Origin of the sequence: Streptomyces sp. NPDC000983, from assembly GCF_040299205.1 — a bacterium.
Lineage (GTDB): Bacteria > Actinomycetota > Actinomycetes > Streptomycetales > Streptomycetaceae > Streptomyces.
On the sequence record NZ_JBEPBM010000004.1, the window covers coordinates 111,391 to 123,920 of the forward strand.

A 12,530-nucleotide genomic window follows, 5' to 3' on the forward strand; every position below is an offset into this window, starting at 1 on the left:
TGATCTCCGGTCCGGCTGCCACCCGTACCCCTCTGATCTCCGGTCCGGCCGTCGCCGAACACCCCCGACGTCCGGTCCGGCCGCTACCGGACCCTTCTGATCTCCGGTCCGGCCGTCACCCGTACCCCTCTGATCTCCGGTCCGGCCGTCACCGAACACCCCGGCGCCGGGGCCGACCGTTGTCGCCCACGGCACTCCGTCCGGCCGCCGTCGGACGTGCCCGACACCACGTCCGACCGGTCCCCGGACGTCCCCGACCCAGCCGGTCCGACCGCGCACCGAAACGGAGCCACCGACATGACCGCGTCCGCCATCACCTACGCACGCGACGCCGACGGAGTCGTCACCCTCCTCCTGGACGACCCCGCCTCCTCCGCCAACACCATGAACGACGCCTTCATGACCGGCCTGGAGGAGTGCGTACCCCGCCTGGAGGCCGAGCGGGACACCGTCACCGGAGTCCTGCTGAAGTCCGCGAAGAGGACCTTCTTCGCGGGCGGCGACCTGAACCGCCTCAGCGCGGGCAGCGCCGACCGGGCGGCCGAGGAGACGGCCTACATCAACGGGATGAAGGACCTCATGCGCCGGCTGGAACGCCTCGGCAGGCCGGTCGTCGCCGTACTGGACGGCACCGCCCTCGGCGGCGGCCTGGAGGTCGCCCTCTGCGCCCACCACCGCATCGTCACCGACCGGCCCGGCACCCGCCTCGGCCTGCCCGAGGTCAGCCTCGGTCTGCTGCCCGGCGGCGGAGGCATCACCCGCACCGTGCGCATGCTCGGCCTGCACAAGGCCCTGTCCGAAGTGATCCTGCCCGCCCGGACGTTCACCCCCCGGGCGGCCCTGGACCTCGGCCTCGTCGACGCACTCGCCGAGGACGCGGACGACGCCGAGACACGCGCCCGCGCCTGGATCGCCGAGCACCCCGACCCCGTGCAGCCCTGGGATGCCAAGGGCTTCCGGCTCCCGGGCGGGGACGTGACGAGCCAGAAGGTCGCCGCGACCCTGCCCGCGCTCTCCGGTCTGCTGCGCAAGCGGACCAGAGGCGCGCCGATGCCCGCGCCGCGCGCCGCCCTGGCCGCCGCCGTGGAGGGCGCCCACCTCGACTTCGACACGGCCTCCCTGGTCGAGACCCGCTACCTGGTCAGCCTGATCGGCGGTCAGGTCACCAAGAACATGATCAAGGCGGCCTTCTTCGACCAGCGGCACATCACCTCCGGCGCGAGCCGCCCCAAGGGGTTCGAGCCGTTCACCGCGCGCAAGGTCGGTGTCATCGGCGCCGGGATGATGGGAGCGGGCATCGCCTATGTGAGCGCCCGCGCCGGACTCGACGTCGTCCTCAAGGACGTCACCCCCGAGGCGGCCGAGAAGGGCAAGGACTACGCCCGCGGCCTGGAGGCGAAGGCCCTGGCGGCCGGCCGGACCACCCAGGAGAGGTCCAGCGCGCTCCTCGGCCGTATCCGCACGAGTGCCGAGGCCGCCGACTTCACCGGAGTGGACCTGGTCATCGAGGCGGTCTTCGAGTCACCGGGTCTCAAGCAGCGCGTCTTCCAGGAGGTGCAGGAGATCGTCGAACCCGACGCGGTCCTCGGCTCCAACACCTCCACCCTGCCCATCTCCCTGCTGGCCAAGGGCGTCGCCCGCGAGCGGGACTTCATCGGCATCCACTTCTTCAGCCCCGTCGACAGGATGTCCCTGGTCGAGATCGTCCGCGGTGCGCGCACCAGCGACGAGACCCTCGCCAAGGTCTTCGACTTCGTGCTGAAGATCGGCAAGACACCCATCGTCGTCAACGACTCGCGCGGCTTCTTCACCTCACGCGTCATCAGCTGCTTCATCGCCGAGGCCGTCGCGGCCGTCGGCGAGGGCGTCGAACCGGCCAGCGTCGAACAGGCCGCGCTCCAGGCCGGCTACCCTGCGGGCGCGCTGCAACTCCTCGACGAACTCACCCTGTCCCTGACCCAGAAGATCCGCATCGAGACCCGTGCCGCCGAGGAGGCCGAGGGCAGGGCGTGGACGGCACACCCCTCCGAGGAGGTCGTCGACTGGATGATCGAACAGGGCCGCGTCGGGCGCCGGGAACGCGCCGGCTGGTACGACTACGACACCTCCGGCAAGCGGCTGGGCATCTGGCCGGGCGTGCGCGACCGCTACAGCTCCGGCCGGTGCGTACCGCCCCTGAAGGACCTCCAGGAGCGGATGCTGTTCGCGGAGGCCCTCGACGCCGTCGACTGTCTGGAGACCGGCGTCCTGACCAGCGTCGCGGACGCCAACGTCGGCTCCGTCCAGGGCATCGGCTTCCCCGCCTGGACCGGCGGCGTCCTGCAGTACGTCAACCAGTACGAGGGCGGCCTGCCCGGATTCGTCGCCCGGGCACGGGAGCTGGCCGCCTCCTACGGCGACCGGTTCCTGCCGCCGGCCTCCCTGGTGGCGCGCGCCGAACGCGGCGAGAGCTATGTCTGAGCCCGTACGGACGGCCCCCCGGCTGCGCACCCGGCTGACCGGCCTCCTCGGCATCGAACACCCCGTCGTCCAGGGCGGGATGATGTGGGTCGGCCGGGCCGAACTGGCCGCCGCCGTGTCGGAGGCGGGCGGCCTGGGCATCGTCACGGCGCTCACCCAGCCCACCCCGGCCGACCTCGCCCGCGAGATCGAGCGCACCCGCAAGCTCACCGACCGGCCCTTCGGCGTCAACCTCACCATCCTGCCGACGATCACACCGCCGCCCTACGACGAGTACCGGCGGGCGATCGTCGACTCCGGGGTGACCATCGTCGAGACCGCGGGGTCGAGTCCGGAACCGCACATGGAGTACTTCGCCGCCCACGGCGTACGGGTGATCCACAAGTGCACCAGCGTCCGGCACGCCGTCAAGGCCGAGCGGCTCGGCGTGGCCGCGGTGTCGATCGACGGATTCGAGTGCGCGGGGCACCCGGGCGAGGACGACATCCCCGGCCTGGTGCTGATCCCCGCGGCCGCCGACGCCCTGACGATCCCGTTCATCGCGTCGGGGGGACTGACCGACGGCCGCGGTCTCGCCGCCGCGCTCGCGCTCGGCGCGGACGGGATCAACATGGGCACCCGCTTCCTGTGCTCCACGGAGGCGCCGGTCGCCGAGGCGGTCAAGCGGCGGATCGTCGGATCGAGCGAGCTGGACACCCGTCTCATCTTCCGCGAACTGCGCAACACCGCCCGCGTGGCCCGCAACTCGGTCAGCGAGGAGGTCGTCCGGCTCCTCGCGGAAGGCGGTGCCTTCCCCGACGTACAGCCGCTGGTCGCGGGCGCCCGCGGACGCCGCGTCTTCGAGGACGGCGACCTGGAAGCGGGGATCTGGTCCGTGGGCCTGTCCCAGGGACTCGTCCGGGACATCGCGCCGGCCGGTGAGCTGGTCCGGCGGATCGTGGCCGAGGCGCGGGAGGAGGTCATGCGGGTGGCCGGCCTGTTCGACGTGTCACCGGCGGCCGTCGGCTGACCGGGCGCCCGGGTCGGGGGGCGACCCCTTACCCGGGCGCGGCCCCTTACCGGGGAGTCGGCCCCCTCACCCGGGCAGCCGGGCGCGCAGCGTGGCGGCGAAGTCCTCGGCGCGGGACAGCTGTACACGCAGCTTCTCCACCTGCTCCGCCGCGCCCTGTTCGTAGCCGCGCACCCGCTCCAGGAGCACCTCTCGCTCGTCCGCGGCGAGTACGGCGCCGGAGTCGAGACGGTCGGTGGCGTCGAGCAGGTCCCGCATCTGGTCCAGGGTGAAGCCGAGCGGTTTCATCCGGCGGACGACCATGAGGCGGGCGACGTCGCGCTCGGTGTAGAGGCGGAAGCCGCCCCGGGAGCGCGCGGAGGGGACGACGAGGCCGGTCTCCTCGTAGTGCCGGATGGTGCGCAGGGACAGCTCGGTGCGCGTGGCGACCTCGCCGATCTGCATGTGCTTGGCGTCCACGTCCCTGCTCCTGGCCTCGCCGGTACGACCGTCACCCCGACCGGGGCGCGCCCATCTCTACCCTAACGTTAGGGTAGAGTCGCCGGTGGTGAGGGCGGCCCACGGCTGCCCCCGTCCGTGCCGTGTCGGGCCGGTGCCGTCCCGACGAAGTCCCGATTCTCGCAGGAGACACGCGTGCGCGGGCACCTGGCGCCCGGCGCCGCGGCCTGCCCGCCGTGACCCGCGGTCCCCGGACATGAACCCGCGGCGCCCGCCGTGACACCGCCGCATCCCGGACGTGAGCCGCGCAGGCCACGTCCGTACCCGCTTTCCCCGCCGACGCCGACAGTGCGCCGGCCTCCCTCCGCACACCCCGTCCCGCCGCAGGGTGCGCACGAGCACGACAGGTTCCGAACTCTTGTCCTCCGCAACCGATGTGAACGCGGCCGCCGTGACCGCCGCCGACCGCCTGCGCGGCCTCAGGCCCGACTGGCTGTCCGACCCGAAGGTCTGGCGCACCGAGGTGCTGGCCGGTCTCGTGGTCGCCCTGGCGCTGATCCCCGAGGCGATCTCGTTCTCGATCATCGCGGGCGTCGACCCGGCGGTCGGCCTGTTCACCTCCTTCACCATGGCGGTCGTCATCGCGGTCGTCGGCGGCCGCCGCGCGATGATCTCCGCGGCGACCGGCGCCGTGGCCCTGGTCACGGCACCGCTCAACCGTGAGCACGGCCTGGGACACCTGATCGCCGCCGTCATCCTCGCCGGTGTCCTCCAGGTCGTCCTCGGCGCGCTCGGGGTGGCGAAACTGATGCGGTTCATCCCGCGCTCGGTCATGGTCGGCTTCGTCAACTCGCTCGCCGTGCTGATCTTCATGGCGCAGGTGCCCGAGATGACCGACGTGCCCTGGCCGGTGTACCCGCTGATCATCGCCGGTCTGGCGTTGATGGTGTTCTTCCCGAGGATCACGACCGCGGTCCCGGCACCCCTGGTGTCCATCGTCATCCTCACCGTCATCACCGTCGGCGCGGCCCTCGCGGTCCCGACCGTGGGGGACAAGGGCGCGCTGCCGTCCTCACTGCCCGTCCCCGGCCTGCCGGACGTGCCGTACACCTGGGACACGCTGACGACGATCGCCCCCTACGCCCTCGCCATGGCGCTGGTCGGCCTGATGGAGTCCCTGATGACCGCCAAGCTGGTCGACGACATCACCGACACCCGCTCCGACAAGACGCGCGAGTCGATCGGCCAGGGCGTCGCGAACATCGTCACCGGGTTCTTCGGAGGCATGGGCGGCTGCGCCATGATCGGCCAGACGATGATCAACGTGAAGGTCTCCGGGGCACGTACCCGGCTGTCCACCTTCCTCGCGGGCGCCTTCCTGATGGTGCTCTGTGTCGTCTTCGGGCCGGTCGTCTCCGACATCCCGATGGCCGCGCTCGTCGCCGTCATGATCATGGTGTCGTTCGCCACCTTCGACTGGCACTCGATCGCCCCCAGGACCCTGCGGCGGATGCCCGCCGGGGAGATCGCCGTCATGGCCGTCACGGTCGCGTGCGTCGTGGCCACGCACAACCTCGCCGTGGGCGTCGTCGTCGGCTCGGTCACCGCCATGGTGATCTTCGCCAAGCGCGTGGCCCACGTCGCCGACGTCACCTCCGTCACCGACCCCGACGGCGGCACGGTCGTCTACCGGGTCACCGGCGCCCTGTTCTTCGCCTCCTCCAACGACCTCGTCGGCCGGTTCGACTACGCGCGCGACCCGGAACGGGTCGTCATCGACCTGTCGGCCGCCCACATCTGGGACGCGTCGTCGGTGGCCGCGCTGGACGCCGTCGAGCACAAGTACGCCCAGCGCGGCAAGCGCGTGGAGATCGCCGGCCTGAACGACCACAGCGCACACCTGCACGGGAAGCTCACGGGCGAACTCGCCGCGGGCCACTGACGGCCTCTCCGGGCCGGGGTGCCCTGCCCCCGTTCCAGCGGTCGGCCGACACCGGCGCCCGCTCCAGGGTCCGTTCGAAGACCTCCGTGTCGAACCGGAACCGGTCGTGGGACCTCGGGGCGGGCGGATCGTCGCGCAGGGCCCCGGCCGCCACGGACCCGGCGCCGGGGAGGGCCGGCTCCGCCTCGGGGAAGGCCAGCCGGAGCCACACGCCGAACGGGAACGGCACCGGGTACGCGTCGGACCGGCCGGGCGGGGTCCAGACCTCGCCGGTCTCCGGATGCGAGGGGACGAGGAGAATCCCGGCGTCCGAGGCGGGGGCGGGCAGTTCCGGTCCGGCGAGCACGGCGTGCCGGGTCGGCGGACCGGCCGGTAGCAGTGCGTCGAGGTCGCGCTGGAACATCTCGGCCGCGAGACCGTCCGGGACGGCGACCGCCCGGCCGTCCGAAGCCAGCAGCAGATGGGCGAGCGCCTGCCCGCCCGCCGCCACCCACCGCGGACTCCAGTGCCACCGGTCGCTCGCCCCGAACGGTGACGCCCAGGGAGCGATCGGCTCGAACGGGGGCACACCGTCGTTGCGCGCCACCAGCTCCGACCACGAGCGCGGACCGTCGTGCCCGCCCGGGACGCTCCGCCGGCGCACCGCGTCCGGATCGAGCCACAGCGCCTGCCACAGCGAACAGTCGTCGATCCGGCTCGCCACCGGCAGACCGCATGCCTCGCAGGCCGTGTTCGGGCCCTCGCCCCCGTCGAGGCCGCAGCAGGCACTGCCGAGGCCCTGGGGGATCAGTACGACGCCACGCGCGTCACCCGGCGCGACGACGGACGCGCCGGACGCCGCTTCCACCGCGAACGTCCCGGAGTCCATGAGTACGGGCAGCTGGAGCCCGTTGCCGTACTGCTGATGGGCGTGGAGTGGCAGGACCACCCTGGTCAGCGGCACGGTCAACTCGGCGTCGCAGCGCGCGCACACGAAAACGTACAAACTTCCTCCGCTCGGGAAACGGAGGCATCGTCGCAGGCGGACGGGGCCGGGCCAAGGTGTTTTCGTCCGTGCTTCGGACCCTTCGGGCCCTACAGGCCCGCGTGGGTGAGCAGCCACTCCATCCGGTGCACCGGAAGGTGCGGCGAGGCCGCGGCGGCCTCGGCCACCTGGTCCGACGGGTCGGCGAGGAGTCGGTCCAGGGCGGGGAGGGGGAGGCGGGGGTGGGGTGCGACGGCCCGGCGGACGCGGGCCTCGGGGTCGGCGGCCAACTGCTCCGCGAGTTCCGGCGGGAGGTCCGGATCGCGGGGTGCGAAGGAACGGAGCCGGGGTTCGTCATCGGCGGCGAAGCGGCGCAGGGTGGACGTGGGGAAGGACAGGACCTGCGCCGTGTCCCACCAGAACGTGAACTTGTCGTTGCGCCGGTAGCGGCGCTCGATGCTCTCGGCGGTCGCGGGATCGACGAGGTGCGGGGCGGTGTGCGCCATCGTCAGGCGGACGATCTCCTCGTCGTCGAGCAGTCGGGCCACCGCGGCGTCGGGCAGGTCCGTGCCGGCGGCCGCCGAGACCCGGAAGCAGACGTACGGCGAGTCGACGTGCGGCAGCGGATCGGCGGTGACCCAGGGGAGGCGCAGGATGCGCAACTCGTTGCGGGCGGAGTGGTTCTGGAACCACTGGAGGACGGTCGCGTCGTCTGCCTCCGGGCTCGGGTCGGGCAGTGTGCGGGAGAGTTCGTCGACCGAGGCGTGGATGCGCGCCCGCTCGTCCTCCGGTGTGTCGGGGCGGGCGAAGACCCGCACGCGGACGTTGAGGGCCGGGTCGACGGCGAGCAACTCGCGGACCGACGGCGGCAGACGGGGGTGGCCGGCGAGTTCGGCACGCACCTCGCTGTCCGGATCGCCGACGAGCCGCCGGAGGGTGTCCGCGTCCAGCGTGGCGTGCGGGACCGCGCCCGCCCGGGTCACGGGGTCCGCGAGCAGGGCCGGGAGAAGGTCCGCGGGCGGAACCGGGTGCGGCAGCCGGGCGTAGTACGTGGCACAGGCCGCGGCACGGACCTCGGTCTCGGGATCGGTCAGCAGCAGGCGGCGGACCGGTTCCGGCGCCCCGGTCCAGTGCCTGGCCAGCGCGGCGCGGATCTCGGGGACGGGGTCCTCGGCGAGGCGGGCCCGCAGGTCCGGCGGCATGTCGCGACTCTCGGCGAGGCTCTTGCGGACCTGGGGGTGGGGATCGTCGACGAGCCGCTCCAGCAGGTGCCGGGGCGCGGTCGCGGCGCGGGCGGCGAGTGCGGACCGGACGGATGCGTCGCTGTGACCGGCCAGCACCAGGCGGAATCGGTCCGGCAGACGGTCGTTGAGGGCCAGGCCGTGCAGCAGTCGGTGGTCGTCTGTCGCGATGATCTCGGTGATCATGTCGTCGGTGAGGTCGGGGCGCTGCGCCACCCTCCCCATGCCTCGCCGCCAGGCGAACAGCCGCCGGACCAGGGCGGACGGGAGGGCCGAGTTGGCCGCCAGGCCGTCCAGCACCTTGTCGAGGTGGATCGGTGTCGGGGCGTCGGCGTCCATGGGGCGAGGATGCCAGGTGGGCTCCGCGCCGATGCGGCCGGGGCGCGCAGCGGCAAGACGTGGCCTGAGCGGACGAGGTCGTCGGGCCGGACCTCGCCGCTCGCCACCCGGGGCGCCGTGCGACGCGCCCGGTCTGTGCCCGCGTACACGTCCTGTCCGCGCGTGTTGTGCACCGGCCTTGCGATGTCCCGCCAGCCTGGACGGCGTGTCGGGCGGCTGATGGCATCGCCGCCATGTCAGCACCATCACCTGCCCCACGGCACCAGCGCGCCTTAAGCCGTCCCACCGCCCACACCGATGCCGCCCACGCTCATGCCCTCAACGCGGGCCCGGGGAGGTGGCGTTGATGGGTACCACGGACGGGCAGTCCCTCGCCGCCATGGTCTTCCTGGTCTTCGTCGCGGTGTCCCTGCTGCTGTGCGGGCTGGCCGCCGCGGACCTGGACGAGCCCGAGCACTTCTACGCGGGCGGCAGCGCCGCCTTCGGCCCGGTCGGCAGCGGACTCGCCGTCGCCGGTGACTACGTCTCGGCCGCCACCCTGCTCAGCACCACGGGCGCGGTCGCCCTCGACGGCGCGGACGGCGTCCTGTTCGCCATCGCCACGGTGGCCTCGCTGTGGCTCGTCATGCGCGTCATGGGCGAACACCTGCGCCGTGAAGGCGTGTTCACCCTCGGGGACTTCATCAAGGACCGGCTCGGCGACCATACGGCGGGCCGCGCCCTCGGCATCGCCGCCCTCGTCGTACTCACCCCGATGCTCCTCGTCCAACTGTCGACCGCCGGCCACATCATGGCCGCCATGTTCGGCCTGCCCGAGGGGGCGCTCACCGGCTGCACCATCGGCAGCGGGGTCCTGATGATCAGCTACGCCGCGTTCGGCGGCATGCGCGGCACCGGCTACATCCAGATCCTCAAGGTCGCCGTGGTCCTCTTCGCCGTACTGCTGGTCGCCGGACTCGTCCTGGCGCGCTTCGGCTGGTCGCCGCCTGCGCTGTTCGCGGCGGCGCGGGACCAGTCGGGGGCCGGCTTCAACTACGCGGTCCCCGGGCTGCACTTCGGGCACTCCCTCCTCGGCCGGCTCGACCTGATCGGCTTCGGCGCGACCCTGCTGCTGGGCGCGGCGTGTCTGCCGCACCTCACCATGCGGCTGCACCCGCTGCGCGACGCCCGTACGGCCCGCCGCGCCGTCGGCTGGGCCGTCGGCCCGGTGGCGGTGGTGTGCCTGGGTGTGGTGGTGGCGGGGCTCGGCGCGTGCGCCCTGCTCGGCCGGGACGCGGTGCGGGCCGCCGACCCCGGCGGATCCACCGCCCTGCTGATGCTGACGGGCGCCCTCGACCCGACCGCCGCCGGCACCCGGCACAGCATGCTGTTCGCGATCGTCGCCTGCGCGGTGTTCGCGACCACCCTCGCCGCCGTCGCCGGCATCACCCTGGCGGCCGCGGCCGGACTGGTCCGGGACTTCGCCAAGGAGCCCGGCGGCGTACGGCCCACCCGGCGCGCCGGCCGCGAGGTCCGCCGGGCCCGCACGGGCGTCGTGCTCTTCGGCGCCGCCGCCGTCGTCCTGGCCGTGCTCCTGCGCGACCGCGGCACCCTCACCCTGATCTCGCTGTCCCTGGCGGCCAGCGCCTCGGTGCTCGCGCCGATCCTGCTGTACGCGCTGTTCCTGCCCGGGTACACGGCGACCGGCGTCCGCTGGACCGTGTTCGGAACCCTGCCCCTGATCGTGGCGCTCATGGTGATCTCGCCCGCGTTCTCCGGCGCCCCGACCGCACTCCTGCCCGACCGGGACTTCCATGTGTTTCCGTTGCAGACACCGGGGCTCATCACCATCCCGGTCGGCTTCCTGCTCGGTCTCATGGGCCGGGACCGCGACCGCCCGCAACGCCCGGCCCGGGGCAAGCGACTCACCGGCGCGGGCGCCCGCTGACGGCACAGTCACCCACCAGCCTGGTCAGGGCGGGCCGGGGTCGGGTGGGTGCGCGGGTAGAGGAGGGGGTGGCGGTGGTCATGGGGAAGTGGGCAGCCCGCGGCGGACGCCGGCCTGCGGGGCGTTGTCAGCGTGCGGTCGGTCCCGTCGGTTCGTCCGTGGGGACCAGGCGGGGGACCAGGCGGACGAAGGCGACCATGCCGAGGACCTCGACCATGGTCTGGGTGACCACGACGACCGCCGCTACGGCCAGGTCGCCGGGGAGTGCCAGGGCCAGGGGGAGGACCACGAGCGAGTTGCGGGTCGCGCCGGTGAACACGATCGCCCGACCGGCGGGTGCCGCCAGGCGGAACAGCCGGGCCACGGCCCTGCCCGCGAACGCCATCACCACCAGGAACACGACGTAGAACGGGACGACGGCGACGACGTCGGCCCGGCTGTCGCCCAGCTCGGGCACCTGGGAGGCGACCACCGTCAGCAGCGTGGCGGCCATCAACGGCACCATCGTGGTGGTCGCCCCGGCAAAGACCCTGGCGCCCGCCGGGCGGCGCGCGGCCCACGCCTGCACCGCCCACGCCAGGACGAGCGGGACGACGATCAGTACGACGAACGCCTCGACGAACGGGCCCGCCTCGACGACGTCGGCCAGGTCCGCACCCATGAACAGGTACAGGAACCCCGGCAGCAGCAGCATCTGCGCGACCAGCAGCACCGGCGTCGCGGCCAGCAGACGGCGGCTGGAGCCGCCCGCCAGCCCGGAGAAGACGATCACGTAGTCCACGCACGGGCACAGCAGCACCAGCAGCACACCGAGCCGGACCGCCTGGTCGGCGGGGAGGAACGTGAACATCGACGCGACGACCAACGGCACGACCACGAAGTTCACCGTCACCGCGGCGGCCAGGAACCGGCCGTCCCGCAGGGAGCGGACCAGCTCGGCGGCGGGCACCTGGAGGAAGGTGACGAACAGCAGCGCGCCGAGCACCGGGTTGATCGCGTGTTCCAGCCCCGGCCCGAGACCGGGCGCGGCCCACCCGAGCAGTCCGCCGACGGCCAGCGCCGTCAGGTAGATCGCGACCTGGTGGTGTTCCATCCGCTCGACCGCGCCCCGCGGCCCCTGCTGCGACACCCGCACCGCTCCCTCGGCTCCGTGGGCCGCCCACGGCGACCCCGGGTCTCATCCTCACAGGTCACCGCCCGCGCCAGCGCCACGCCCGCGCACCGGCGGCCCCGGGGGTATCGTGCGCGCAGGGCGGCGCCCCGTCGCAGGTCGGCGCGTGGTCCGCCGAGCGGGAGGCATGACATGGATTTCACCGAGGAGTCGACCACCGGCGCGGTCGTCGAGAGCTTCGCCCGGACCGCCGACCCCCGGCAGCGGGAGCTGCTGGAGGGGCTGGTGCGCCATCTGCACGCCTACGTCCGCGAGGTCCGGCCCACCCTGGCCGAATGGGAGGGCGCGGTGGACTTCCTCACCGCGGTCGGGCAGAAGTGCGACGCCACCCGCCAGGAGTTCATCCTGCTCTCCGACGTGCTCGGCGTCTCCAGCCTGGTCGAGACGCTCAACGGGCAGGAGAACGGCACCGAGAGCACGGTCCTCGGGCCCTTCCACGTCATGGAGTCGCCCGCCCGGGACACCGGCGACACCATCGACCTGCTCGGCGCCGGCCCGCCCTGCGTCGTGGAGGTCCGGGTCACCACGGCCGACGGCCACCCGCTCGCCGACGCCGCTGTCGACGTGTGGCAGTGCAGTGCGGAGGGCTTCTACGACGTCCAGCAGCCCGGCGTCCAGCCGCCCGGCAACGGACGGGGACTGTTCCGCACCGACGCCGACGGCCGCACCTGGTTCCGTACGGTCGTGCCGAGCCACTACCCCGTCCCGACCGACGGGCCCGTCGGAGCGCTGCTGGAGGCCGCCGGACGGCACGCCTACCGGCCCGCCCACCTCCACTTCATCGTGCGGGCCGAAGGCCACCGCCCGCTCACCACCCACCTGTTCGTGGCGGACAGCCCCTACATCGACTCCGACGCCGTCTTCGCGGTGAAGCGGAGCCTCATCGCCGACTTCGCGGAGGTCGACGACGAGACGGAGGCCCGCCGTCACCGGGTCACCGGCCCCTTCCGGCTCGCACGGTTCGACATCGTCGTGGAGCCCGCGGACGCACCGGCTTCGGAGGCCGACCGTGTGGAGTGAGTTCACCTACCAGGCGCTG

The 12,530-nt window shown here is 73.2% G+C and carries 9 protein-coding genes; 5 read left to right on the forward strand and 4 right to left on the reverse strand.

What is annotated here, in order from left to right:
• Positions 1 to 297: 297 nt before the first annotated feature.
• Entirely contained in the window at positions 298 to 2,460 is a 2,163-nt protein-coding gene (locus ABT296_RS06190) for a 3-hydroxyacyl-CoA dehydrogenase NAD-binding domain-containing protein (RefSeq protein ID WP_351923771.1), read from the forward strand.
• Positions 2,453 to 3,469, forward strand: a complete 1,017-nt coding sequence (locus ABT296_RS06195) for an NAD(P)H-dependent flavin oxidoreductase (protein WP_351923773.1) — start codon at positions 2,453 to 2,455, stop codon at positions 3,467 to 3,469. Before ABT296_RS06190 ends, ABT296_RS06195 begins: the two co-directional genes overlap by 8 nt.
• A gap of 66 nt (positions 3,470 to 3,535) precedes the next feature.
• Here ABT296_RS06195 and ABT296_RS06200 read toward each other — a convergent pair whose 3' ends face one another.
• Entirely contained in the window at positions 3,536 to 3,928 is a 393-nt protein-coding gene (locus tag ABT296_RS06200) for a MerR family transcriptional regulator (protein WP_351923775.1), read from the reverse strand.
• A 430-nt stretch (positions 3,929 to 4,358) separates the two neighbouring features.
• Here ABT296_RS06200 and ABT296_RS06205 point away from each other — a divergent pair, with 430 nt between their 5' ends.
• Positions 4,359 to 5,849, forward strand: a complete 1,491-nt coding sequence (locus ABT296_RS06205) for a SulP family inorganic anion transporter (protein ID WP_351924099.1) — start codon at positions 4,359 to 4,361, stop codon at positions 5,847 to 5,849.
• On the opposite strand, the gene ABT296_RS06210 is transcribed toward ABT296_RS06205, so the two are convergent.
• Complete coding sequence (locus tag ABT296_RS06210; protein WP_351923777.1) at positions 5,821 to 6,834, reverse strand: hypothetical protein; 1,014 nt, start codon at positions 6,832 to 6,834, stop codon at positions 5,821 to 5,823. The genes ABT296_RS06205 and ABT296_RS06210 overlap by 29 nt on opposite strands.
• Before the next feature lie 89 nt (positions 6,835 to 6,923).
• The gene (locus ABT296_RS06215; RefSeq protein ID WP_351923779.1) at positions 6,924 to 8,393 is read right to left on the reverse strand and encodes a hypothetical protein; all 1,470 of its coding nucleotides are present in this window, start codon (positions 8,391 to 8,393) and stop codon (positions 6,924 to 6,926) included.
• A gap of 346 nt (positions 8,394 to 8,739) precedes the next feature.
• Here ABT296_RS06215 and ABT296_RS06220 point away from each other — a divergent pair, with 346 nt between their 5' ends.
• Positions 8,740 to 10,320 carry a sodium/solute symporter gene (locus ABT296_RS06220; RefSeq protein ID WP_351923781.1) on the forward strand — a complete coding sequence of 527 codons (1,581 nt, stop codon included), beginning with the start codon at positions 8,740 to 8,742 and terminating at the stop codon, positions 10,318 to 10,320.
• Positions 10,321 to 10,447: 127 nt separating this feature from the next.
• Here the strand turns inward: ABT296_RS06220 and ABT296_RS06225 are convergent, their stop codons facing one another.
• Positions 10,448 to 11,413, reverse strand: a complete 966-nt coding sequence (locus ABT296_RS06225; protein WP_351924101.1) for a bile acid:sodium symporter — start codon at positions 11,411 to 11,413, stop codon at positions 10,448 to 10,450.
• Between the two features lie 210 nt (positions 11,414 to 11,623).
• On the opposite strand from ABT296_RS06225, the gene ABT296_RS06230 reads away from it, so the two are divergent.
• Positions 11,624 to 12,511, forward strand: coding sequence for a dioxygenase family protein (locus ABT296_RS06230; protein WP_351923783.1), 888 nt, complete (start codon positions 11,624 to 11,626; stop codon positions 12,509 to 12,511).
• Positions 12,512 to 12,530: the final 19 nt, after the last annotated feature.

Bases quoted from the DNA above. Each gene is read 5' to 3' on its own strand.
- ABT296_RS06230 (WP_351923783.1), top strand. From the start codon at position 11,624: ATGGATTTCACCGAGGAGTCGACCACCGGCGCGGTCGTCGAGAGCTTC.
- ABT296_RS06195 (WP_351923773.1), top strand. From the start codon at position 2,453: ATGTCTGAGCCCGTACGGACGGCCCCCCGGCTGCGCACCCGGCTGACC.
- ABT296_RS06220 (WP_351923781.1), top strand. From the start codon at position 8,740: ATGGGTACCACGGACGGGCAGTCCCTCGCCGCCATGGTCTTCCTGGTC.
- ABT296_RS06190 (WP_351923771.1), top strand. From the start codon at position 298: ATGACCGCGTCCGCCATCACCTACGCACGCGACGCCGACGGAGTCGTC.
- ABT296_RS06225 (WP_351924101.1), bottom strand. From the start codon at position 11,413: ATGGAACACCACCAGGTCGCGATCTACCTGACGGCGCTGGCCGTCGGC.
- ABT296_RS06215 (WP_351923779.1), bottom strand. From the start codon at position 8,393: ATGGACGCCGACGCCCCGACACCGATCCACCTCGACAAGGTGCTGGAC.